This window comes from Salinimicrobium soli (assembly GCF_048323655.1).
In the GTDB taxonomy this organism is placed as follows: domain Bacteria; phylum Bacteroidota; class Bacteroidia; order Flavobacteriales; family Flavobacteriaceae; genus Salinimicrobium; species Salinimicrobium soli.
Map to the genome: position 1 here is coordinate 17,436 of NZ_JBLUWW010000003.1, position 24,702 is coordinate 42,137.

23 protein-coding genes are annotated in these 24,702 nt (G+C 41.2%); 6 read left to right on the top strand and 17 right to left on the bottom strand.

Features of this window, described 5'->3' with window-relative positions; genetic code table 11:
- Positions 1-8 precede the first annotated feature (8 nt).
- The gene (locus ACNORC_RS09525) at positions 9-722 is read left to right on the top strand and encodes an RDD family protein (protein WP_418335409.1); all 714 of its coding nucleotides are present in this window, start codon (positions 9-11) and stop codon (positions 720-722) included.
- On the opposite strand, the gene ACNORC_RS09530 is transcribed toward ACNORC_RS09525, so the two are convergent.
- Positions 723-1,466, bottom strand: coding sequence for a peptidylprolyl isomerase (locus tag ACNORC_RS09530; protein ID WP_418335410.1), 744 nt, complete (start codon positions 1,464-1,466; stop codon positions 723-725). It abuts the gene before it with no gap.
- Between ACNORC_RS09530 and ACNORC_RS09535 the strand changes: the two genes are divergently transcribed.
- Entirely contained in the window at positions 1,465-2,106 is a 642-nt protein-coding gene (locus ACNORC_RS09535) for an NUDIX hydrolase (protein ID WP_418335411.1), read from the top strand. The genes ACNORC_RS09530 and ACNORC_RS09535 overlap by 2 nt on opposite strands.
- A 48-nt stretch (positions 2,107-2,154) precedes the next feature.
- Entirely contained in the window at positions 2,155-2,958 is an 804-nt protein-coding gene (locus ACNORC_RS09540; RefSeq protein WP_418335412.1) for a lysophospholipid acyltransferase family protein, read from the top strand.
- A gap of 107 nt (positions 2,959-3,065) precedes the next feature.
- On the opposite strand, the gene ACNORC_RS09545 is transcribed toward ACNORC_RS09540, so the two are convergent.
- Together ACNORC_RS09545 and ACNORC_RS09550 are read right to left on the bottom strand one after the other, a co-directional pair.
- Entirely contained in the window at positions 3,066-3,704 is a 639-nt protein-coding gene (locus ACNORC_RS09545) for a DUF8845 family protein (protein WP_418335413.1), read from the bottom strand.
- Between the two features lie 5 nt (positions 3,705-3,709).
- Entirely contained in the window at positions 3,710-4,204 is a 495-nt protein-coding gene (locus tag ACNORC_RS09550) for an RNA polymerase sigma factor (RefSeq protein ID WP_418335414.1), read from the bottom strand.
- 121 nt (positions 4,205-4,325) lie between these two features.
- Here ACNORC_RS09550 and ACNORC_RS09555 point away from each other — a divergent pair, with 121 nt between their 5' ends.
- A complete protein-coding gene (locus tag ACNORC_RS09555; RefSeq protein ID WP_418335415.1) occupies positions 4,326-5,636 on the top strand; it encodes an NAD(P)/FAD-dependent oxidoreductase in 1,311 nt (436 codons plus the stop codon).
- Positions 5,637-5,698: 62 nt separating this feature from the next.
- On the opposite strand, the gene ACNORC_RS09560 is transcribed toward ACNORC_RS09555, so the two are convergent.
- The 5 genes from ACNORC_RS09560 to ACNORC_RS09580 form a co-directional block, all read right to left on the bottom strand.
- Positions 5,699-6,301 carry a superoxide dismutase family protein gene (locus ACNORC_RS09560; protein WP_418335416.1) on the bottom strand — a complete coding sequence of 201 codons (603 nt, stop codon included), beginning with the start codon at positions 6,299-6,301 and terminating at the stop codon, positions 5,699-5,701.
- A gap of 90 nt (positions 6,302-6,391) precedes the next feature.
- Positions 6,392-7,606 carry a bifunctional alpha/beta hydrolase/OsmC family protein gene (locus tag ACNORC_RS09565; RefSeq protein ID WP_418335417.1) on the bottom strand — a complete coding sequence of 405 codons (1,215 nt, stop codon included), beginning with the start codon at positions 7,604-7,606 and terminating at the stop codon, positions 6,392-6,394.
- A 73-nt stretch (positions 7,607-7,679) separates the two neighbouring features.
- A complete protein-coding gene (locus tag ACNORC_RS09570; RefSeq protein ID WP_418335418.1) occupies positions 7,680-8,234 on the bottom strand; it encodes a PRC-barrel domain-containing protein in 555 nt (184 codons plus the stop codon).
- A 13-nt stretch (positions 8,235-8,247) separates the two neighbouring features.
- The gene (locus tag ACNORC_RS09575) at positions 8,248-8,904 is read right to left on the bottom strand and encodes a hypothetical protein (protein ID WP_418335419.1); all 657 of its coding nucleotides are present in this window, start codon (positions 8,902-8,904) and stop codon (positions 8,248-8,250) included.
- A 146-nt stretch (positions 8,905-9,050) separates the two neighbouring features.
- Entirely contained in the window at positions 9,051-9,944 is an 894-nt protein-coding gene (locus ACNORC_RS09580; protein ID WP_418335420.1) for a diacylglycerol/lipid kinase family protein, read from the bottom strand.
- A 65-nt stretch (positions 9,945-10,009) separates the two neighbouring features.
- On the opposite strand from ACNORC_RS09580, the gene ACNORC_RS09585 reads away from it, so the two are divergent.
- Complete coding sequence (locus ACNORC_RS09585; RefSeq protein WP_418335421.1) at positions 10,010-10,975, top strand: App1 family protein phosphatidate phosphatase; 966 nt, start codon at positions 10,010-10,012, stop codon at positions 10,973-10,975.
- 34 nt (positions 10,976-11,009) lie between these two features.
- Here ACNORC_RS09585 and ACNORC_RS09590 read toward each other — a convergent pair whose 3' ends face one another.
- From ACNORC_RS09590 to ACNORC_RS09600, 3 genes are all read right to left on the bottom strand, one after another.
- Entirely contained in the window at positions 11,010-12,371 is a 1,362-nt protein-coding gene (locus ACNORC_RS09590; protein WP_418335422.1) for a M28 family peptidase, read from the bottom strand.
- Positions 12,372-12,462: 91 nt separating this feature from the next.
- Positions 12,463-12,729, bottom strand: coding sequence for a YtxH domain-containing protein (locus tag ACNORC_RS09595; RefSeq protein ID WP_418335423.1), 267 nt, complete (start codon positions 12,727-12,729; stop codon positions 12,463-12,465).
- Positions 12,730-12,867: 138 nt separating this feature from the next.
- On the bottom strand, positions 12,868-15,081 hold the full coding sequence (locus ACNORC_RS09600; RefSeq protein ID WP_418335424.1) for a bifunctional alpha,alpha-trehalose-phosphate synthase (UDP-forming)/trehalose-phosphatase: 2,214 nt from the start codon (positions 15,079-15,081) through the stop codon (positions 12,868-12,870).
- A 94-nt stretch (positions 15,082-15,175) separates the two neighbouring features.
- On the opposite strand from ACNORC_RS09600, the gene ACNORC_RS09605 reads away from it, so the two are divergent.
- Positions 15,176-16,993, top strand: a complete 1,818-nt coding sequence (locus tag ACNORC_RS09605) for a glycoside hydrolase family 15 protein (protein WP_418335425.1) — start codon at positions 15,176-15,178, stop codon at positions 16,991-16,993.
- Here ACNORC_RS09605 and ACNORC_RS09610 read toward each other — a convergent pair.
- From ACNORC_RS09610 to ACNORC_RS09635, 6 genes are all read right to left on the bottom strand, one after another.
- Positions 16,959-18,008, bottom strand: a complete 1,050-nt coding sequence (locus tag ACNORC_RS09610) for a mechanosensitive ion channel family protein (protein ID WP_418335426.1) — start codon at positions 18,006-18,008, stop codon at positions 16,959-16,961. The genes ACNORC_RS09605 and ACNORC_RS09610 overlap by 35 nt on opposite strands.
- 129 nt (positions 18,009-18,137) lie before the next feature.
- Entirely contained in the window at positions 18,138-19,952 is a 1,815-nt protein-coding gene (locus ACNORC_RS09615; RefSeq protein ID WP_418335427.1) for an acyl-CoA dehydrogenase FadE, read from the bottom strand.
- A gap of 68 nt (positions 19,953-20,020) precedes the next feature.
- A complete protein-coding gene (locus ACNORC_RS09620; protein ID WP_418335428.1) occupies positions 20,021-20,392 on the bottom strand; it encodes a four helix bundle protein in 372 nt (123 codons plus the stop codon).
- Between the two features lie 42 nt (positions 20,393-20,434).
- Complete coding sequence (locus ACNORC_RS09625) at positions 20,435-21,625, bottom strand: acetyl-CoA C-acyltransferase (RefSeq protein ID WP_418335429.1); 1,191 nt, start codon at positions 21,623-21,625, stop codon at positions 20,435-20,437.
- Positions 21,626-21,713: 88 nt separating this feature from the next.
- Positions 21,714-24,119, bottom strand: coding sequence for a 3-hydroxyacyl-CoA dehydrogenase NAD-binding domain-containing protein (locus ACNORC_RS09630; protein ID WP_418335430.1), 2,406 nt, complete (start codon positions 24,117-24,119; stop codon positions 21,714-21,716).
- 33 nt (positions 24,120-24,152) lie between these two features.
- The gene (locus ACNORC_RS09635; protein WP_418335431.1) at positions 24,153-24,596 is read right to left on the bottom strand and encodes a MarR family winged helix-turn-helix transcriptional regulator; all 444 of its coding nucleotides are present in this window, start codon (positions 24,594-24,596) and stop codon (positions 24,153-24,155) included.
- Positions 24,597-24,702 lie beyond the last annotated feature (106 nt).

Below are 24,702 nucleotides of genomic sequence, written 5' to 3' on the forward strand. Positions count from 1 at the left end.
CGTATTAAATGGATAATTTTCAAATTGAAACCGCCCAAAATATCAGTATCTCACAAAATGTGGCGGGGGTTGGAGAGCGTATCCTTGCGTTTTTGATCGACGGATTGATAATGTTGGCTTATGTGATAATTGTAAGTTTTCTCGCCGGAGCCCTTGACGTATCAGCAGGAGAAGAATGGGTCTTTTACCTGGTGATAGGTCTGCCGTTATTTTTATATCATTTGTTGTGGGAAACCTTTTGGAACGGAAAGACGCCAGGTAAGGCTGCACTCGATATAAAAGTGGTGAAACTCGATGGTTCTAAACCTGCCTTTTCAAATTATCTGGTGAGGTGGTTATTGAGAATGGTAGATATTACTTTAACCAGTGGAAGTGTGGCAGTGGTGAGTATTCTTATGAGCGGAAAAGGGCAGCGGCTGGGAGACATGGCTGCAACAACAACCGTAATTTCTGAAAAGAAAAAACCGGATCTAGAGGCTACCTTAATGGTAAATGTTCCGGAGAATTATCAACCAGTTTATCCCCAGGTGACAGTATTGACTGATAAAGATGTGCAGGATATTAAAGAGTTGTACCAGGATTCACTGCGGAATTCCAATTTCAGGGTGATCAGGTCATTATCTGAAAAGGTGGCTGGGTTGTTGGAAGTGACTCCCGAAGAAAATCCTTCCGATTTTCTTAAAACGGTAATAAAGGACTATAATTATTACACGCAGCAATGATCAATCAATGATCTCCACATCCAGATAAATGTTCTGTAAGGGCCATTCACTCTGATCTGTCTTCACTTTTGAGATCTCATCAACCACATCCATGCCATCTATCACTCTTCCAAAAACGGTATGTTCATTATCAAGGTGATGAGCACCTGTCTTACTTTGAACAATGAAGAACTCATAGGGAGAAGAGGCTTTACTCACATTTTGTTCTGCGTATTTTGCTGCGGAAAAAGCTCCTCTCACATGTTTATGTCCTGCTTCAAATTCACTGGGGATCAAATAATCGCCTATATGATGCCTTTTTTTGTTAGTTGATGGGTTATCTGAATTTCCTCCCTGAACCACAAAACCTTCAGCCACCCGGTGAAAAAAGGTCTTATCAAAATAATCATGCTTCACGAGAAAAATAAAATTAGCGCGGTGTAGCGGAGTATCATGAAACAGTTCCACGTCAATATTCCCGAAGCGCGTGATGATACGGATCTTATCTTCCGGATTCTTTTTCCCGTATTCGGTAAGAAACGGGATCAATTCTTCCTGCACCAAAAGGGGCCCATCAGAAATTGCAGTTTCTTTTTCTGAGCTTTCAGAAATATCTTTTTCAGTGGTCTTATTTTCGGCAGCTGAATCCTTACTTTTTACTTCTTCCACCGGTTTGGCAGTGTTTTTTTCTGTGGAAGATTGCCTATCTTCACAACTTGTGAGCAGCATAAAACAACAGGAGAAGAAAAAAAGGTAACGTGCCATGGATTTTCAGGAGTTTTTATATAGAAGTCCGAAATTAAGAAAAATTCATCTTCCGGGGGAGGAAGCCCATCATAAATTGGCACCTCTTCTGCGGCTGCGCGAACTCGAAAATCTCAACATCGAACAAAAGAAACCGAAACAAGCAGCCGTACTTGCTGTTTTTTATCCGGGTAAAAAAGAGGAAACCCGCTTTGTCCTTATTCTTAGAAAGACCTATAAGGGGGTTCATTCAAACCAGGTGGCTTTCCCTGGCGGAAGGGTTGAGCAGTCTGATCCTGATCTTTTGTATACAGCTTTACGTGAAACCGAGGAGGAGGTGGGAATACCCCGTCACGAAGTGGAAGTACTTCGGGAACTTACAAGACTTTATATCCCCCCAAGTAATTTTTGGGTGCATCCGTATATGGGTTTGATGCAACGCACCCCTGTTCTGGTTCCGCAGGAAGACGAAGTGGAATCAGTGCTCGAAATAGATCTGGATGATTTTTTAAGCGATTCCTGTCTTACCACCCAAACCCTTAGCACCTCCTATGCTAAAAACATTAAAGTCCCTGCATTTCTTTTGAACGGACATGTGGTATGGGGAGCTACTGCTATGATGCTCAGTGAAATGAAAGAAATTTTGAAGCAGGCGCTGTAACTGCAGAAATAAGTATCTTTGTACTTCTTTAAAAAATGTAAGGGAAATATGGGGTTATTGAAAAAGAATCCTTTCGGGCATTATCTTTTTATCAAAAAGTGGTTGATCCGAATTTTTGGCGTCCTGTCCCACCGCAGGTACAGAGGCTTTAATGAACTGCAGATCGAGGGTTCTGAAATTATCAAGAACCTGCCGGACAGGAATGTTCTTTTTGTCTCCAACCACCAAACATATTTTGCTGATGTGACCGCCATGTTTCACGTATTCAACGCGGCTTTAAGTGGAAGAGTAGACTCCATCAAAAATGTGGGGTATCTATGGCAACCCAAACTCAATATCTATTATGTGGCTGCCAAAGAAACCATGAAAGCTGGCTTTCTCACCAGGATAATGGCTTATGCCGGTGCGGTTACCGTTGAAAGAACATGGAGAGAGAAGGGAAAGGAAGTACAAAGGGAAGTTAATTTTGAGGATACCAAAAATATAGGTATTGCACTTAAAGATGGATGGGTGATCACTTTCCCCCAGGGCACCACAAAGCCTTTTAAGCCAATTAGAAAAGGGACTGCGCATATAATTAAGCAGTATAAACCCATTGTTATTCCTATCGTTATCGACGGTTTCAGAAGGTCATTTGACAAGAAGGGACTGCGCATCAAAAAAAGAGGAATTCTTCAGACGTTCCAGATCAAGGAGCCCCTGATGATCGATTACGAAAATGAATCTATAGAAGATATCGTCGAGAAACTGGAATATGCCATTGAGCAGCATCCTTCGTTTCTAAAAGTAATTCCGCAGGAAGAACTGGAAGCTATTGAAGCCCTGAATAAGACGCGGCAGTGGGAGTATTAAAAAAGGCCTTTTTAAGATAGTTATCTCCCTACTTTAAACTTAAGGACCTTCTGCCTTCGCTTTTTTATCCAGATAATATCCGTTTAGTAATTTAATTATCGAAAGAATTACATTTCCAGTTTTTTAAGCTCCCTGTAGTTTCTTCGAAGCCTTCTAAGAAGGATTCCGTAAAGCAGTTTATAGAATACCCATATTAAAACCAGAAATAGCCCCAGAAGAATTGTTCCCGCCACAATGAACTTAGCCCAATCCAGGGTATCAAATGTATACTTTGTGGTATTTTGTACCTCCTGGATCATCTGGTGGTTTTGGATGGTAAACCAGGTTACAACAACGGCTGAAATGCCCGCAGAAATAAGGATGTAGGCGATATAATTCTTTACAGTTCTTCGTGTACGCAGAATATTCCGCATTAGAGTAGCCGCATCATCTGTAGCAGATATCCTTTGATAATTTCTATAGAAAAGATAGATGAAAAAGAAGGTAATAAGATAACTTACAATATACAGTCCTATGGTGAAATTGGTAAGGCCAATATTCTCCATATCGTTCCAGTAATCTGCATCGGCCAACCAAATGCTTAGCATAGTAGAGATAAAAAGCTCTGCAATGCTTATCACGAAGATCCACTTCACTATGGAAGAAGAACGTTTCCACAACATCTTATAGATCTCGTCATAGGAAAGCCGCGGAAGGTTTTCTTCCTGCTTTTTCCAGTTTTGTTTTAAAAAATCCAGTTCATCCATCCGTATCAGGGATTTAAAATATTTTTAAGGGCTTTTTTGATCCGGTTCATTTTCACCCGTGCGTTGACTTCTGAGATACCCAGAGTTTCAGAAATGTCTTTATAGGACTGATCTTCCAGGTACAGAAATACAAGCGCTTTATCTATATCACTCAGTTCTTTGACTGCTTTATACATCAATTTTAACTGCTGCTCGGTTTCATCGTTGTATTCGTCGGCCTTTATACGAAAGCTTACGTCATCAAAATCCTGGGTCCTGATATCCTTTTTAGATTTGCGGTACAGTGTGATCGCGGTGTTTAACGCCACCCGATACATCCAGGTACTAAATTTTGAATCTCCTCTAAACCTGGGATACGCCTTCCAAAGCTGTATGGTAATTTCCTGAAACAGGTCATTGTGAGACTCCTGATCATTTGTATACATACGGCATATCTTGTGCACAATGTTCTGGTGCTTCTCAAGATTACTTACAAATTGATGTTCAAGTTTTTCCTCCACAGTAATGGTTAGCTTCTATAGGTAGTGAAAAGAGATGTCCTGTTACAAAAAGCTTAAAATTATTTTCATTTAAGGCCACTTCTTCCGAAAACAATAACTTAGGGGAAATTATCAGTTTTGTATGAATATTCCTATTTCTGAAAGACCTCGTATCGTTATTGTGGGCGGTGGATTTGCCGGAATTTCTCTGGCGAAGAAGCTATTGAAGGAGCATTTACAGGTAATACTACTGGACCGGCATAATTATCACACGTTTCAACCCCTGTTATACCAGGTCTCCACTTCGGGCCTGGAACCGGATTCGATCGCTTATCCCCTTCGGAAGATCACCCGGCACAGTAAAGAAGGCTATTTTAGGTTAGCTGAAGTACAGCAGATCATTCCCGAAGAAAATAAGATCCGTACCTCTATTGGGGAACTTTCCTATGATTACCTGGTGCTGGCTACCGGTTCCCGGACAAATTTCTTCGGAAATGAAAGCATAGAAGAGCACGCTATGTGGATGAAGACCATTCCGCAGGCATTGAACATACGCAGCCTTATCCTCGAAAACCTCGAGCAGGCGGTGATCACTGAAGATCCTGAAAAGAGGAAAACGCTGTTGAATTTTGTGGTGGCCGGGGCAGGACCTACCGGAGTAGAACTATGCGGTGCGATCGCAGAGGTACGCAATCATATTGTGCCGCGTGATTTTCGGGATCTGGATCCTGCAGAGATCGAGATCCATCTAGTGGAGGGATTAGACCGGGTACTCCCGCCAATGAGTGAAACTGCCTCCCGTAAAGCGACAAAGTTCTTAAAAGAATTGGGGGTGGAGATCCATCTCAATACTATGGTGCAGGAGTATGATGGTAAAACAGTTACAACAAATAAGGAAGATCTAAACTTCGAAACTTCCACCTTTATTTGGGCAGCAGGAGTTTCGGGAGCTCCCGTAAAGGGACTGAATGCTTCGGCTTTGGTTGAAAAAGCCGACAGGTATGAGGTGAATGTTTTCAACCAGGTCAAAGGTTATGAAAATATTTTTGCCATTGGAGATATAGCTCTTATGCAGAATGAAAAATATCCGAAAGGTCATCCTATGGTAGCCCAACCTGCTATTCAACAGGGGAAACATTTAGCAGGTAATATTAAGCGGCTCCTAAAAGGGGAAAAATTAGAGCCTTTTGAATACTTTGATAAAGGAACTATGGCGACAATAGGTCGCAACAAGGCCGTAGTTGATCTTGGGAAATTCAAATTTGGAGGGTTTTTTGCCTGGTTCATCTGGATGTTCATTCATCTCTACTTCCTGATAGGTTTCAGGAACCGACTCATTACCTTTTTTAACTGGGTATACAACTATGTGAATTTTGACAAGGCTTCGCGGCTAATCATTCGACCTTTCAAAAGCAACAAAGCAAATCTGGAGGTGGATCAAAAAAAAGTGTGAGGTTATTGAAATTAAAAAAGCGGCTTTAAAAAGCCGCTTTTACAATATTTAAATTCTTCTTATTACATATTGATCACTGCGCAACCTATTCTTTTTCCTGCAGCACCACTTGGTTGAGATGAAAAATCATCTACCCCCTCGTGTACGATCACTGACTTACCTAAAATGTCCTTACTGGCATCGTCGCAACCAATACACCATTCATCTGTGGTGAAAGTGATGCTTCCTTTTCCTTCTGCATTCACGTCAAAGTTACCAATGTCTCCGCTATGGTACCCCTTAGCGCTTCCCCATTCTCCATGTTGCTTATTAGATGGGTTCCAGTGTCCCCCTGCAGAAGTTCCATCATCAGCAGAGCAATCTCCTTTTTCATGAAGGTGAATGGCATGCATTCCTTCCTTCAGTCCGGAGAACTTAGCGTTCATAGTAACTTCTCCATCTTCTTCCATAAAGGTAACGTTACCTGAAAGGGTGCTGCCACTTTTAGCCTGGAATTGTACAGTAATTTCTTTGACTTCCTCTTCTTCCTCCATCATCATGTCTGAATCTTCCTGAGTAAGATTTGTATTCTCATCCACCCGTTCTTCAGCTGTTGTATTTTCATTTTTACAACCGGTGAAGACAAAGGCCAGTGTTAAGATTCCTGATAAAAAAATTCGTTTCATTTTGTAATTGTTATAGTTAGTGCTACTAAATTAGACAGAATGCCTGCTACTGGCAAAAAATTAAGTCCAGCTTAACAAAAGCAAGCTTTTTCAGGACTTTTTGAGAGCGGTTTTAATTGTGACTTTATTGCTTATTGTTCGGTGGACAGGACATTTATCGGCTATCTCAAGGATCCTTTCCTGTTGAGCTTCATCCAGGTTTCCTTCAAGAACTATTTCCCTGTCAAATACATCTATTTTAGAAGTGTTTCGCTCACAGTTCTCACAATCGTCGGCATGGGTTTTATGATGATTGACGTGGGTTTGTACATTTTTGAGAGGCCATTTTTTGCGACGGGCATACATTTGAATGGTCATAGAGGTACAGGCAGCTAATCCAGCCGAAAGAAAGTCGTAGGGGGAAGGGCCAAAATTATTTCCTCCAACTTTTTCGGGTTCGTCGGCAATAAAGTAATGTTTGCCGGCCTTCATTTGGGTTGTGAAACCTTCTTCTCCCAGGTTGGCTACCACTTCGTGTAGTGTGGAGATCTCGTCCTGTTCAGGTATACTGAGATACCTCGTGGCCCAGGCCGCAATAACTTCTCCAGCATATTGAGAGTCTGATGTTTTTGTCAGCAAATGGTCAGCCCCGTCAAGGGAGACAAAACTTTTTGGGTGTTTAGCGGCTAGATACAACTCTTCGGCATTTTTTATTTCCACGATAGGGTCCTGAGGTGAATGAAGTATTAGAAGAGCAACCGAAAGATCCTTCACCAGGTTTTTAAGTTCTTTGGTATTAAGATCTTCCACAAAATGTTCTTTTATCGTGAAATCCCTACCACCCACATTTACCGTGGCCAGCCCTTTCTCCTTTATTTCAGAAAGGTCATCCTTGAATACGTGTCGAACATGATCTGGAGAGGAAGGAGCATTGATGGTAGCCACTGCTGTTACTGACGGAATCTTTTCCGCGGCAAAGATCACAGCGGGGCCGCCCAAAGAATGCCCGATCAATAGCTCGGGCGCCTGGTGCTCTTTCTTCAGAAAATCGGCTGCAGCTATGAGATCTTCTACATTTCCGGAGAAATTGGTGTCTGAAAAATCCCCTTCACTCTCACCCAACCCGGTGAAGTCGAAGCGCAGTACTCCGTATCCATTTTTTGAAAGGGAACGGGCAATATTTTTGACCGCAAAGAAATTCTTATTGCAGGTGAAGCAATGGGCAAAAAGGACAAAACTATGAGGTTCCTGGTTCAAAGGAAGTTCCAGGTATCCTGAAAGCTCATTTCCTTCAGCGTTTAAAAAAGTTACTTTTGAATAATTCATACTTCAGAAATTATTAATTGAAAAAAGGGAAACCCATACGGGATTCCCTTCTGTTCTAAAAAGGCGTATTAGGTTACCTTTTGTGTCTATCCTTGGTCCGGTCAAATTCCGGACGATCATAAAATTCAGAATCATCGTTAGAGATGGTAGCCTTACGGTTTCGCTCAGCTCTTTCCTCTTCAGTAAGATCCCGGTTATAAGTTTCTATTACTACCACTTCATAATCCCTGTGAACAGGTGCGCCTTTCTCCATTCGTTTGGTCTCAGCAAATGTTTCATGGTTGACTCTGTTCGTATAGACAAATTTCTCATCGGTATTTAAATGAGCCAGCCCAATAGGGATGATCAGATGGTTTTCACCATCTTTATTAATGAATTCGTGTACATCTCCAGAGGCGGGTTTCCCATAAGGTTTATGATTGGCGTCGATAATAGATTTATCTACTTCCACGTCCAGGTAAACCACTCTTTTCTTCTCTTTATTGACCAGAAGATTGTCTACTTTACCAATTACACGGTTGTCTGCATCCTTCACTTCCCATCCTCTTACATCCGGATCATCGCTATCAACTTTATAATCTGATAGTTCATCCAAATAATACAAGTGTCTTTTATCTTTATCTGTCATAATTTTTCTTTTTTTAGCTCATTTTTCTCAAGACATCGGCTGCCTCGTCAAAAAACTTATTTATTTGATCTTTTTGTTCTAAAGTCTGCACAGATCCCTGAATGTTACTGGCGGCAGTCTTTACTTCCTGAACGTCCTGGGACAGATCAGGATACTTTTGTTTCTGCATTTTTTCAAGGACATTAGCCAATTTTTGGCCAGCACTTTTGATAGTGTTCGCGTGTGATAAAGCAGTTGGATCTTTTTCGATCTTTTGAATATCCTGCTTCACCGCCTGCATGTCTGCAGAAATATCATAGTTCATCTCGTTGGCTTTAGCCTGAATTGCCTTCATGAGTTCCATCAAAGCTTTATTAGTATACTCATGATCTACACCCATTTTTGATTTGTCAGCTACGTAAGCCAAATAACCTGAAACCGCTGCAGTTCCCGCAAGAGTATCAGACTCATCATCCCACGCGTCTTCAGACTCATCGTCCCAGGTGGTAGTGTCATTTTCGTCATCCCAGGCAGTTTCTTCTTCTACTTGCTCGGTAGTCACGTCGTCCATGTCATCCATGTCATCATCGTCATCTGCAAACACCAGAAAGTATAACAACGCCAAAATGACGAGGACCAGGATGATCCACGGCCAAATTGGTTTTTTCTTTTCAATCTTGATTTCTGCCATAATTAGAGTTTTTTATAGTTTTCAGTTAGATTATTAATTAACCCTAATTTACAGATTATGCCTCCCTTTTTAAATAATGCCAGCCTAAAGTATTGTTAATTAAGCATTAAAAAGGGATGTTTGCTAAAGTTTTGTTAGAAGATTAACTAAAAAGTGGCTTTTTTTTGGGGAACTGCAATTTTTATTTTGATGGGAGAGATCTCAGCATGTACCTTTCTCACCTCTCCACGGTATTCTCCATCTATTTGAAAAGGAATATTCCTATCGCATTCAATACTCACTTCGGAAGCTGAAAAGATCTCTACGAAATCTTTACTCAACTCCGCATTTTCGGAGAAAGTTTTTAAAATTTCTGAGAAATTAACTTCCTTGAAGACCAGCACTTCAAATTTACCATCATCATAGCTTCCATGAGGATTGATTGTAGAGCCTGTCCCATACTTTCGAGCATTGGCTATCGCCAGTAACACTGCCTGGCGTTCCAGAGTAGTGCCTTTATTGTCAATTTTAAATTGGAATGGGAAATTGCTCTTCATCAAAGTAGGAATAGTTTGAATGAAATATCCCAGTTTACCCCTGATGTTTCCTTCTTCATAATTTTTGATGAGAGCAGCGTTTAATCCTATATCGCTAATGTGGATACACAATTCATGGTTGATCATGATAGTGTCCAGTAAAACGAAATTATCGCTGAGGGCAATATCAGTAAGTTCTTTGGTATTTGACGGGAGGTCGAGGTTTGCAGCCAAACCATTGGCAGAACCTGCCGGAAATATTCCGAGGGGAACAGCGTCAGATTTAAGGATCTCCGCGACGAGTTTAATCGTTCCGTCACCGGCGACAATAAGGATCCGGTGTGGCTCATAATCTTCAATGATCTCTCTGAGTTCCTCCTTATCCCTTTCCCCGGTGGTCCTGTAAATACGGAGTTCCTTTTTTTCCTCTTCTAACCTTTTTGTAATATGATCAATGATTGGTGTTTTGTCTTTTCCGCCTGATATGGGGTTGACAACCAGTAAAACCCTTTTATTTGTGGACATTCTGCTTTAGCTTGTTGCTAAAATTAAGTATTTTGGGAAGGATTGTCAGTTAATGAAATCTAAATATGAAGTTAGATATCAAATTATATCGGGGCTATGTAAATGACCAGGAGCTAATTGTTTTTGGTCATGTTTTTAGTTCCTGGGCTCCCGATAAGTATGAAATTGATCGCAGGGGATACAGACATGCAAAATCGGTTATAAAGATGTTCACCATTGATCCCATTAAAAATGTGAAGATCACCCTTAAATTCAAAGATCTGACTGTTACCACAAAGACCCTTGATGATGGTTACTTCAGGTTTACTATTCCGTATAATGTATTTCTCGAAAGTGGCTGGCATAAATATTCAGTTTCATGTTATATCAATGGGAAAGGAATAGTGGAGCAGGGGGAGCTGCTAAAGCCCTTTAAAAGTAAGCTGGGAATAATTTCTGATATTGATGACACCTTTCTTATCTCCCACACAAATAATATTTTCAAGAAACTTTATGTAATACTCACTCAAAACATCAATAACAGGGAGATCTATGATGATGTGGTGCCACACTACCAGGCTTTGAGCCGGGCAGGACAGGAGGAAGAAGGAGCATTTAATTCCTTCTTCTATGTGTCCAGCAGCGAATGGAATCTCTACCAGTTCATACTTCAGTTTGCCAGAATGCATGAGTTACCCAAAGCCATCATTAAGCTGAAAAAGATCAAGACGGGCCTGGCCGATTTTCTTTTTACCGGAAGGGGAGGGCACGACCATAAATTTATAAAGATCAAGGATATTGTTTCTTTTTATCCCCACCTTCAGTATGTATTGATGGGAGATGATTCTCAGCAGGATCCGCACCTTTACGAACGGATCTGTAAAATATTTCCGAAGAATATTAAAGCGATCTATATAAGGCAAACTTCTCGCCGACAGAAGCGTAAAGTACAGGAAGTTCTCCAGAACATTGAAGATCTTGGTGTTGCCACCTGTTATTTTGACGAAAGCGGAAAAGCCATTGATCACTCAAAAAAAATAGGGATCGTTTAGGATCCCTATCTTCTTTTTTGTTTTGAATTTATGTTTAGTCCCTGAAGGTTTCAGAAGGAAAGACAACCATGCTTTCATTGCCATTTTTTCCAACGGCGGCTACTCCAAAAAAGTAATTATCGATTACTATTCCATCCAGGGTATAATGATCAACATCACCTACATATCGGGAATATTGCCACTGCGGATTGGTAGTATCGCGCCAGTAGATCTTATAGCCCGCAACGTCATCTCCACCAGCCTTTTTCCATTTTAATTTAGCCGAAGGTTCTACAATACCACCAATAGCCACATTTTCTGGTGCCGGTGGTGCCCACGCTAATGCTGCCAGGTTAATTGCATTAACAGCTGTCAATTTTTTAGCGTAGTCGAAATTCACGTGTTTTAGCACATCACCATATTCAATACCGTTCTCTGTACGAATATCCTGGTGCTGCTGGTTATAGTTTTCGTGGGCTTCCATGATACGGATACCTGCAAAACCAAGGTCATTGAACGGGCGATGATGTCCGCCACGACCAAACCGGTCCAACCGGTAGACCATCATCGGGTTCATTTCCGGCATATAGGTTTCGGTGGTTTTGTGAACATACCGCGCTAATTGCCGGGAAATACCGTCTACTTCTCCTCCGTAAAATCTTCTCATAGTTCTTTCTCGCTCCGTTTCGGTAGGAGGAACCGGTTCAGAAAAGATCCGGAAAGTACGATTATCGATTACTCCGTCAACTCCTTTGATATTTCCTATCATGTCATTGTTAAGCACCCCAATGATGTCCCAACCTTTATCTTTAGCCATTTCAGCAAATCCTTTTCCTCCAAAAAGGCCTTGTTCTTCCCCTGACAGTCCCAGATAAATTATGCTACTGTCGAATTCATATTTGGAAAGAACCCTGGCAGCTTCCATTACTCCTGCCATTCCACTGGCATTGTCATTGGCCCCGGGAGCATCTGTGGTGAAATCCATCGTATTACTGGCGCGGGAATCAATGTCCCCACTCATGATGATATAGCGGTTCGGAAATTTTTTCCCTTTTTGCACAGCCACAACGTTCACTACCCAGGCGTCTTTTGGAACCCGGTCGTTTCCTTCTTTTGTGACAAAATCCTTTTGATAAAAAACATCGAGACAGTTATTACACTTTTTGGAAAGCTGGTCGAATTCCGATTTTATAAATCGACGGGCAGCGCCTATGCCCCGTGTTTTGGAAACGGTATCACTAAAGGTGTTACGTGTTCCGAAGCTCACAAGTTTTGTAATATCTGCTTTAATACTATCTGCAGAAACAGCATCAACTATGTCATATAGCCGAAGATCAACTTGCGGTGGAGCTTTTTCCTGAGCGGTTAAAGCAAAAGAAAAAAGAAAAATTAGCGGGGCGATGAACGTTTTACTCATTTTATTTTTTTTGGTTTTCCAAAGTAGTGAATTTTGAAAAAAAAAGAAAAGCTGCTTTACAGCAGCTTTTTCAAAGACTTTAGTCCGAAGCTTAATAGATGATCTTATCATCTCCATCCATCTTAGCCTGAACTTTTTTAGACGATCCTCTTACTTTAGATTTAACAGAATCATATTTATGTGAAAGATTATCAGCTAAATCATTGAATTTGCTTTTTGTGTCATACATATACTCATTGCTCTTTTCAGCAATTTGTTTACGGGTTTCTTTACCTTTTTTTGGCGCAAATAGCATACCGAGTGCCGCACCAGCAGCAGCTCCTGAAAGGATGCCTAATAATATTTTTCCTGCTTTCATTTTAATTGTTTTAAAGTTAGATTTTCTGTTTTAGCAATGCTCTAAGATACTTCAAAATTGAGGTTTTGTAGGGGATTACGTAGTTAAGGTATAATTAAAATTTTAGTAGAATTCACTCATTTTTAACAAGTAAGCCCTTTAATGGGTAAGACTCGCAAATTCTTCCAGCAACTCCCTTACCTGTTCTACATTCTCTAAATAATATTTAGCATCGGTTTTGTTCATTCCCACTTTTACTGTTGTGGCATAATCTGGGAGTTCAGAAAATAAATATTCATCTGTCCAGTCATCTCCAATGGCAAAAATGAAGGCGTATTTTTCGGTTAACCTTTTGTTGGCGGCTTTACCTTTATTTACACCACTATTTTTGATCTCCAGAACCTTATTTCCCTGCAGTACACTCAAGCCATGGTTGGAGATCATATCCCTCAAAACATTGGAGAGTTCATTGGCTCGCACTTCGCCCAGTTCAGGATTGGCCTTCCTAAAATGCCATGCGAGGGAATAGTTCTTTTCTTCAATAAAAGTTCCTGGAGTGCGGTCCACGAAAGTTTCCAGAACGGGTCGGATTGTTTTCATCCAGCTATTGTTGAGGTTTTCTGAAAGCTGCCATTCTTCCCCAACTGGTCGGAGCCATACCCCATGTTCGGCAATTAATTCTATGGGAATACTTTTCCACCAGCTCCCCAATGTCTCCTTATCCCGGCCGCTAATCATGACCACCCTGGTGTTTTCCTGTTGCCCAAGTTTGTTGATCAACTCCTTCAATTCCTCATCCGGTTTTGCATCTTCTGGTTTGTCTACAAAATTTACGAGGGTGCCATCGTAGTCGAGGAATAATATTCTGCGCTGTGCCGAATTATACTTGTCAAAAAGGTCTTTTTTGATGTTCTCTGTTAGCTGAATCGTTTTAAAGGCCTTACGTGTTTTACGTGTATTTTTCAGATTTGTCATAAAGTCTTCTGCCCATTTTTCGACACTATAGCGTTTTAACCTTCTTTGAAGCACCTTGTTTCTTCGTATTTGTTCTTCTTCAGGCATCTCAAGGGCCTGCTTTATAGTGTCAACAATTTGTTCGAAATTATTTGGATTAATTATCAATGCCTCGTTCAGTTCGTGGGCCGCACCGGCCATTTCACTCAGAATAAGGACTCCCGTATTATCAATTCTGGTAGATATATATTCCTTGGCCACGAGATTCATTCCATCACGCGTAGGAGTGATAAGGGCCACTTCACTCGAACAATACAGATCGATCAAATTTTCAAAGGGCATTGACCTGTAGAAATACCAAATTGGAGTCCAGTTCACGGTTGCAAATTTTCCGTTGATCCTTCCCACAAGTTCATCCACTTCCTTTTTAAGCAGCTGATACTGCGGAACATTAGTTCTGGAAGGTACAGCCAGCATGATCAGTCTTACCTTTTCCTGATATTCCGGATATTTTTCGAGGAAATAACCATAAGCTCTGATACGGTTCGCAATTCCTTTGGTATAATCCAAGCGGTCTATAGAGAGAATAAGCTTGGTGTTACGGGTGACGTATTTGTGATAGTCAAGTTTCTTCTGAATATCTGTATTCTCACTACGCGGCTTCGTGCGATGTTCCAAAGCTGCATCTCGAAATTTGTTATAATCGATTCCCATGGGAAAGGAATCAGATTTTACGATCCTGTTCCCAATGTTTACAGAATTAAAGTTTATATCATGGCGCAGAATGCGGTTCACCGATCTTAAGAAATGTCTTTCATAGTCATAAGTGTGAAACCCGATAAGATCTGAACCCAGCATGCCGCGAAGAATTTCCTCCCTCCACGGTAGGGTTCGAAACACTTCATAAGAAGGAAAAGGGATGTGATTAAAAAAGCCAATGGTAACATTGGGCTTCTTTTTTCTGATCATTTCAGGGAGTAATAACAATTGATAATCGTGGACCCACACTGTATCCCCATCGTCTAAGCGTTCCACCACTGCCTCGCAATATTTTTTATTCACCGTCTTATAACCTTCCCAATGCTCGGGTTGAAATTCGGTGTATTCCATGAAATAATGAAAAAGTGGCCAAATGGTCCTATTGCTAAAACCATAATAGAATCTTTCTATTTCATCAGTAGTGAGGGAGACAGGAACACAATTTTGTTCCATTGCTTTTTTCTCCACTTCGTCCTGGAGATCTTCGGGAATTTCTTCCGAAGAAAGCCCGGTCCAGCCAATCCAAATACTATCCCCTTCCTGGTGGAAGGATTTAAGACCGGTAGCCAGACCACCAACACTGGGTGTGACTTCAATTTTGTTATCGGAAATGTTTATTTGCAAGGGTAGGCGATTTGAGATAATTATTGTTTTGCCCATAATGATTTTTCAGCGCGTTCTATCTAATTCATTTTCCTTAAATTTCCGAAATTTTAAAGAGGGAGACCACCATTTTAAAAGAACTTTAAGACTTATGAGGACGTTAGATTATGGCATGATAGGAAACTGTAAAAGTGCAGCGTTGATATCCAAAAATGGCTCACTGGACTGGTGTTGTCTGCCCAGTTTTGATTCAGCTTCTGTCTTTGCCAGGTTGTTGGATGAAGAAAAAGGCGGACATTTTAAAATAGTTGTGGATGACAGCTACACAATTGATCAAAAATACCTTTGGCAAACCAATGTGTTAAGCACCACTTTTGAATCTGAAGATGCAGGTTTTCAGCTCATTGATTTCATGCCACGTTATAAGGAAAAGAACGGCACTTTTTATGCCCCGCCAGATGTGATAAGATTTATAAGGATCTTGAAGGGACAACCTAAGATACGTGTAGAATATAATCCGAAACTGGATTATGCACGGGAAAAGACCTATACAGAAAATCACCGTTATTATCTTAAGAGTTACACCAAAGAGGGTAAATATGATTCCCTGTATCTCTATACAAATCTTGGGCTTGATGACGTGAAGAATGGTGAGGAGATCACTCTCATGGGGAATTCCTATTTTTTAATGGGATACCATGAAAAATTAAGGGAACAGAATCTGGATAGGGCTTATTTGAAATTTCAGCGCACCAAGACCTATTGGATGAACTGGAGCGTGGAATCTACCCAGTATCTGCATTATAATGAGGTGATCAACCGGAGTGCTTTGGTATTGAAGGCTCTGAGTTATGAAAAGACCGGGGCTGTATTAGCTGCAGCTACTACCTCGCTTCCCGAAACTATTGGAGAAGTCAGGAACTGGGATTATCGTTTTTGCTGGATCAGGGATGCCTCCATGGTGATCAAAGTAATGGCCGGACTCGGTCATAGAGAATCTGCGCACAAATTTCTGGATTTTATCCTCAGCCTTATTCCCGATAAGGATGAAAAACTTCAGATCATGTATGGGATCAACGGGGAAAAGGAACTCACAGAACACATTCTTACCCATCTGGATGGATATGAAGGTTCTAAGCCGGTAAGGATCGGGAACGCTGCATATATTCAGAAGCAGAACGATATCTACGGAATTTTAATGGAGGTGATCTATCAACAGTTCCTTCAGTTCGAAACCACCCTTGAGAACAGTGAAGAGATCTGGACCGTGGTACGCGGAATTGTGCGTATCGTTGAAGAACATTGGCGACAACCCGATAAAGGGATCTGGGAATTTCGAACCGAAGAAAGACATTTTACATTTTCAAAATTGCTTTGCTGGGTAGCGGTTGACAGGGCTGTCAAAATAGGAGAGATCCTCCGCCACGGAATAAAAGCCGATAAATGGAAGGAGCTCAGAAAAGAGATCTACGATGACATTTATGAGAATGGATGGAATGAAGAGATGCAGGCTTACACCCAATCCTATGGTTCTAAAGATCTTGATGCTTCCACCTTATTAATGGAGACCTATGGTTTTATAAAGGCTAAAGATCCGAGATTTGTAAGTACCGTAAAAGCTACAGAACGGGAATTGTGCCATGAGGGATTGATGTTTCGCTATAAGAACAAAGACGATTTTGGTATTCCTTCATCATCTTTTACTATTTGTACTTTTTGGTTGATCAACAGCCTTTACAAAATCGGGGAAACCAAGAAAGCCATAGCTATGTTTGATGAGCTCCTGTCTTACAGTAACCACCTGGGGCTGTTTAGTGAAGATATCGACTTTAAGACCAAGAGTTTACTCGGGAATTTTCCACAGGCGTATTCGCATTTGGCGCTAATTGAAACTGCCATGAATTTCTCTCATGGACTTTCGACGGAAGAAAGACTTACGACTCTTCTTCAGGAGGATGATTTTCTTTAAGCACCACTCTTGACTGCGGAAGGCTTTCGGGATAATTTTTCTGAATGAATTTTACCAGGTGCTCCCGAATGTATACCCGAAGGTCCCAAGCGGTGGGGGAATTAACTGCGCTCATTAAAGCCCTTATTTCCATGGTTTTTTCAGTCAGGTCTGTCACCTGGACGACATTAACCTTTCCATCCCAGAGATCTGTGGCATTGAGGAGGCGGGTCATTTCTTTCCGAAGTTCATCAATAGGTAAATTATAATCAGTGTAGATATATACTGTTCCTAAAATATCAGAAGAATTACGGGTCCAGTTTTGGAATGGTTTTTCAATGAAATAGGTGGTGGGCAGGACTAACCGCCTCTTATCCCAGATATTGATCACAACGTAGGTGAGTTTTATCTCTTCCACCCGGCCCCATTCTCCTTCAACGATCACCACATCGTCTATTCTTATGGGTTGGGCAATGGCGATCTGCACGCCGGCCAGGATGGCTCCAATTACTTTTTGAGCCGAAAGACCCAAAATAATTCCTGCAATTCCGGCTGAGGTAAGTAAACTTACGCCAATCTCCTGCACACCTTCGAAGGTGAGCAATGCTATACCTATGGAAAAAAGGACCACCACAAAAACTGCGATCCGTTCAATGATATTGAACTGGGTGTAGAATTTTCTTGCTCTAAGATTATCAGCCGTCTTTACATCAAAACTTTTCAGAAATTGATTTTTTGCTATTCGTATGGCAACAATAATGAACCAGGCAAAACTAAAGATCAGCATAAGGGAACGAATCTGTTGAAAGAGACCGACATAATATTCTCCTGTTATTATCTGCCTGTTTATGAGACCTACCTGAATACCAATGGCCAGAAGTAAAACGATGAGGGGAACTTTTATTCGACCGGCTATGTTCTGTGGTAAGACATTATTGGGGTCTTTACCTAGTTTTTTAAGCAAAAAGAAAAGCAGAAAATAAACGGCCATGAGGGCCAGAACGGTGAAAATAACATAGCGGGTAAGAGGTTCCATATAGGTATAGGGTTGACCTGTTCTCCTGTAAGCTATAAAATGCGGCCGGATTAGGCTGTTAAGAATTTATCAAAATAAAAAGGCCACCTAATCAGGTGGCCCTCAGATTTAAAAGATGCAAATTAAATTTTAGAAAGGATATTTATTTTCCTCGATCACCTTATCAGCAATTAGATTTCTCAATTTCACAACGTTAGGCTGATTGTTATACTTGGTGAATCTCTTCAAGCCCATCAACATCATTCGTTGCTCATCGCCTTCAGCAAAAGAAACTATTCCTTCTTTAGCTTTTTGGTTAACTAAATCAACAGCATGGTAAAGATATAGTTTAGCCATTGCTATTTGTTCCTGTTGGGACTCTTCTCCAAAACGTTTTGCGTTTTTCTCAGCTCTCAGAATTGCAGATTCCGCCATGTAGATCTCGATAAGAATGTCAGCAGATGCTAATAACAATTGCTGGTGATCTTCCAGTTGAGGTCCGAATTTTTGGACGGCGCTTCCCGCTACCATTAAGAATACTTTCTTCAACTTAGCGATCATTTCCTTTTCTTCAGCAAAAAGGGCAGAATAATCAGGAGTGTCAAAAGATGGAATTCCAGTTAGTTCATCGGCTACTTTGGTAGCAGGTCCTAAAAGATCAACGTGACCTTTCATTGCTTTTTTGATAAGCATACCTACAGAAAGCATTCGGTTGATCTCGTTGGTTCCTTCGTAGATCCTTGCGATTCTCGCATCTCTCCAGGCTGATTCCATTGGTGCATCGGCAGAGAATCCCATACCCCCGAGGATCTGGATTCCCTCATCGGTACAATTCTGAATGTCTTCAGATACTGCAACCTTCAGAATAGAACATTCTATAGCGAATTCTTCAACTCCTTTCAATTCTGCTTCCTGATGTGAACCACCCTCTTCTTTGCGAATTTCGATCCTGCTCTCAATATCTTTGGCAGCACGATAACAAGCGGACTCCCCGGCATAAGCCGAAGTTGCCATTTCTGCCAACTTTGATTTAATTGCTCCAAATTGAGCAATTGGAGTTTTAAACTGCACTCTTTCATTGGCGTATTTCACACCTTCTGTAATTGTTCTGCGTTGGGCATCAAGACAGGCACCTGCCAGTTTAATTCGTCCTACGTTCAATGCATTCATGGCTATCTTGAAACCATCTCCTCTTCCGGCAAGCATATTCTCTACCGGTACTTTGGTCTCATTGAAGAAAACCTGACGGGTTGAAGAGGAGTGGATACCTAATTTCTTTTCTTCTTCCCCAAGGGAAATGCCATTTTCAGGATCGTATTCTACAATGAATCCGGTAATGTTCTTATCATCTTCAATTCTGGCGAAAACGATCATCAAATTACAGAAACCGGCATTGGAGATCCACATTTTTTGACCGGTAATGCTGTAATACTTTCCATCTTCAGAAAGAACCGCTTTGGTTTTTCCTGAATTTGCATCACTACCTGCTCCCGGTTCAGTTAAGGCATAAGAACCGAACCATTCTCCTGTAGCAAGTTTAGGGACGTATTTTTTCTTTTGCTCCTCAGTTCCGTAAAGGGTAATTGGCAAAGTACCAATACCAGTATGAGCTCCAAAAGCAGTAGAGAAAGATCCTGTAGCACCAGAAATATAGTCAACAACAAGCATAGTCGTTACAAATCCCATTCCCAGTCCCTCGTATTCTTCGGGGACAGAAACTCCTAAAAAGCCCATTTCCCCAGCTTGTCTCATGAGGTCTTCTGTAAGCTTGTAATTTTTCTTTTCAAACTCCTCTTTTTTCGGCCAAATTTCTCTGTCGACGAATTCTTTAACCGAATCCTTCATCATTTGTTGTTCTTCGGTAAAATCTTCAGGAGTGAAAACGTCTTCGGCCTTAGTTTCCTTCACCAGGAATTGTCCCCCCCGAATAAGGTCTTTCTTTTTATTTTCTGTTTCAGTGCTCATTGTATATGTAGTATTAGTTTTATTATTTTTTTAATATAGAGTCAAGATCTCAGAATCAAGAACCAAGATCACGATGCAGGTTTATTGTCAAGGCCGTCAAGAAAGCCTGAGATCATTTTTTGAAGTTTTTGAACTTTCATTTCCATTTCTCTAAAATGATCTTCTTTAATATAACCTTCAGTAAATGCGACAATTAGTTGAGTTTCCCACTCAAATGCAGAACCTAAGCTGCTATCCAAATATTGAATAAAATGTTTGTCTGTTCTTTTGCTTGTCCCTTCTGCAATATTAGAGGGAATGGAAACTGCACATCTTATTAATTGCGTTACTAAATTAAATCTCTCAATTTCCGGAAACATTTTGGTCATTAAGTAGGTGTCTTTTACCAGGTCCATTCCTTCCTGCCAAATTTTCAATTTTTTGAAATTGTGTCTACCCACTTTCTCTGTCTTGTCTCTTGATTCTTATCTCGTGGTTCTTTTTTACGACAGAAATTCATAAACTCCCGCAGCTCCCTGTCCCGTACCTACGCACATGGTTACCATCGCATATTTGTTTTTAAGTTCGCGTTTGCGCATTTCATCGAAGATCTGAACCGAGAGTTTTGCTCCGGTACAACCTAAAGGATGACCCATGGAAATGGCACCACCATTAGGATTCAATCTGTCGGGATCCAGTCCAAGTTCTCTTATAACAGCTAAAGACTGAGAAGCAAATGCTTCATTCAGCTCTATTAATTCGATGTCATTTAATTGTAGACCAGCCTGTTTAACTGCTTTTGGAATAGCATCTACAGGTCCAATTCCCATGATTCTTGGTTCTACACCAACAGCGGCGTAACTTACAAGACGGGCGATTGGCTCAAGATTCAGTTCCTTGACCATTTCTTCACTCATGACCATTACAAAGGCAGCTCCATCACTCATTTGTGACGAGTTACCGGCGGTAACAGTTCCTCCTTCTTCAAAAACAGGTCTTAATTTTGCCAAAACTTCTTTAGAAGTATCTGCGCGGGGACCTTCATCCTTGTTCACAGTGTATGATCGGGTCTGTTTTTTTCCGTTTTCGTCCACATAGGTTTGGTCCACCTTAATTGGAACGATCTGGTCTTGGAAACGATCTTCTGCCTGAGCCTTCAATGCTTTTTGGTGGGAGTTGAAGGCAAACTCATCCTGATCTTCCCTATTAACTTTATATTTTTTAGCAACTGCTTCCGCAGTTAATCCCATTCCCCAGTAATAATCTTCGTGACCTTCTTTAGCCAGTTTGTAATCGGGAACCGGTTTATAACCTCCCATGGGGATATAACTCATACTCTCAGCTCCTCCTGCAATGATACAGTCAGCCATTCCACTCTGGATCTTGGAAGTTGCTATAGCAATAGTTTCAAGACCTGAAGCACAGTATCTATTCACGGTCATTCCGGGAACATCTTTAATGTTCAGCCCCATAAGTGAAATGAATCTACCCACGTTCAGTCCTTGTTCTGCTTCGGGCATGGCGTTACCAACAATAACGTCATCGATCCTTTTCTTATCAAATTCGGGCAGTTTCTCCATCATGTACTGAATGGTTTCCGCCGCAAGCTCATCAGGTCTTTTAAACCTGAACACTCCGCGAGGTGCTTTTCCCACTGCGGTTCTGTAAGCTTTAACTATATATGCTGTTTTCATGTCTTTATCTTTATGATGTTAGTGTGAAGTTTTCAGAAATACTTACTGTTCTAACGGTTTTTAAAATCTTCTTTTGAGTCTATCACTACTAGTTTCTTAAAGGCTTACCTTTTTTCAACATATGTTGTAGCCTTTCCAGAGTCTTTCTTTCTCCTGTAAGAGATAAGAAGGCTTCTCTCTCAAGATCCAGAAGATATTGTTCGCTCACATAAGAGTTTTCAGAAAGATCTCCTCCCGCCATCACATAGGCCAGTTTATTGGCGATCTTCTTGTCGTGTTCACTGATATATTTTCCGGCGAACATTTGATCTGTTCCTACATAGAATGCTCCCAGCGCCTGTTTACCCAGAACCTTAATATCATTTCTTGGAATTGGTTTAGTGTATCCATTCTCAGCCATCAATAAGGCGTGCTTTTTAGCGATCGCCAGCTGACGGTCTGGATTCACTACTACAATATCTTTCCCTTTCTGAAGGATATTTGTATCAAATGCTTCATATGCTGAGGTTGAAACTTTCGCCATACCAATGGTCAGGAAGTGCTCACGAAGACGATTTAGTTCCACGTCATCTTTTTGGAAAGTATCGGCCGCGCGAACGGTCATTTCTTTAGATCCACCTCCACCGGGGATCACTCCAACTCCAAACTCTACAAGTCCAATGTATGTTTCAGCTGCCGCAACTACTTTATCTGCGTGAAGTGAAAGCTCACATCCGCCACCAAGGGTCATGGCATGAGGAGCTGCTACTGTAGGAATCGAAGAGTAGCGCATTCTCATCATGGTATCCTGGAAATATTTAATGGCCATGTTCAATTCATCATATTCCTGCTCTACGGCCATCATGAAGATCATTCCGATATTGGCGCCTACAGAGAAGTTCTTTCCGTCATTAGCTACAACCAGTCCCTGGTATTCCTTTTCAGCAAGATCGATGGCTTTATTAAGTCCGTCGAGAACATCACCGCCGATAGTGTTCATTTTACTGCGGAATTCTACATTCAGGATTCCATCGCCAAGGTCTTCGACCACCACTCCGCTATTCTTAAATACTTCTTTGCTTTCCCTGATGTTGTCAAGAATGATAAATGCATCCTGCCCCGGAATTTTTACATACTCCTTTTTAGGGATGTCATAGTAATAGGTGTTTCCTTCCTTAACCTTATAGAAACTTTTGTTTCCTTTCTCAAGCATCTCAGTAACCCAGGCTGCCGGCTCTTTACCTTCGGCCTTCATTATTTCAATACCTTTTTCTACACCAATGGCATCCCAGACCTGGAATGGCCCGTGTTCCCAGCCGAATCCGGCTTTCATGGCATCGTCAATTTTATAGAGCTCATCTGTGATCTCCGGAATACGATTTGAAGCGTATGCGAACAGAGCTGCGAAATTCTTACGATAAAATTCACCGGCTTTGTCTTTTCCTCCAACAAGAACTTTAAACCTGTCTTCTACTTTATCAATAGTTTTTGTGAGTTCAAGTGTCGCGAAAGAAGCTTTTTTCTGTGGGCGGTATTCCAGCGTATTTAGATCAAGTGATTGGATCTCGCTGGAACCGTCGTCATTTTTAATTTTTTTATAGAATCCCTGGCCGCTTTTACTTCCAAACCATTCATTTTCCACCATGGTGTTGATGTAATCTGGCATGGCGAAAAGGTTGTGGGCCTCATCTGTAGGAACTCCTTTGTGTAGTCCATTGGCAACGTGTACCAGGGTGTCAAGTCCGACTACATCTACCGTTCTAAAAGTGGCAGATTTTTGCCTTCCTATTACCGGACCTGTAAGCTTGTCAACTTCTTCAATGGTCATATCCATGTCCTTTACCATGTGGAAAAGGCTCATGATACTGAAGATCCCCACGCGGTTTCCAATAAAAGCGGGAGTGTCTTTCGCAACCACCGATTTTTTTCCGAGGAATTTCTCGCCGTACTCATTAAGGAATTCAAGTACTTCAGGAGAAGTCTCGGGCCCGGGAATGATCTCGAACAATCTCAGGTATCTTGGAGGATTGAAAAAGTGGGTTCCGCAGAAATGTTTTTTAAAGTCTTCACTTCGGCCTTCGCTCATTTGCTGAATTGGAATTCCGGAAGTGTTTGAAGTGATCAAAGTTCCTTTCTTTCTATGCTTTTCCAGCTTGTCAAAGACCTGTTTTTTAATATCCAGTCTCTCTACGACCACCTCGATGATCCAGTCTGCTTCCGAAACCTTTGAAATATCATCTTCCAGGTTACCGGTTTTGATACGCTTTGCAAAGTCTTTATGATATATAGGAGACGGCTTTGATTTTAAGGCCGCCTGCAAGGAATCATTTACGATCCTGTTTCTCACGGCTTCATCCTCTAAAGTGAGGCCTTTCTTTTTTTCCTTGTCTGTCAATTCCCTCGGAACTATGTCCAGCAAAAGCACCTCTACGCCAATGTTGGCGAAGTGACATGCAATACCGCTACCCATAATTCCTGAGCCTATAACTGCAACTTTGTTGATTCTTCGTTTCATGTTGTTAATCTATTTTTTTGTAACAGGTCTGTTCTAAATTTTTTCCTTGTAGATCTTTTTGGAAGCAATAAGTTCCATGATCTTATTGGCCACATCTATGAATTTATCGAGATCTTCTTCAGGGATCTCATTTTTGACTGCTTCGTCAAAGGTCAGCACCACTTTTTTGGAGTAGTCGCGCATTTCCCTTCCAAAATTGGTGAGATAAATGAGAACACTTCTTCCATCTTCAGGATTTTTCTTGCGCTCAATCAGCCCTTTATCTTCCATGGTTCTAAGCGTACGTGATAAACTGGTAGCTTCCATACCCATTTTAGGACCCAGAGAAGTAGAGGGGGTGCCGTTCTCAGGATCAATGCTTAACAGGGCAAAGCCCGTTGCCATAGTGCTGCCTTCTTTGCTGGCTTCTTCATTGTACATCTTGGCAATTGAGATCCAGGTGGCCCGAAGTACATAGTCAATGGTCTTGTCTTTCATAGGATCTCAAAGTTATAAAATATTTATTATGCGCGCATAGTAAATATAGAAGAAATTTTGAGATTGGCAAATCCTACTTATAAATTTAAGAGATAAAGACCTTTAA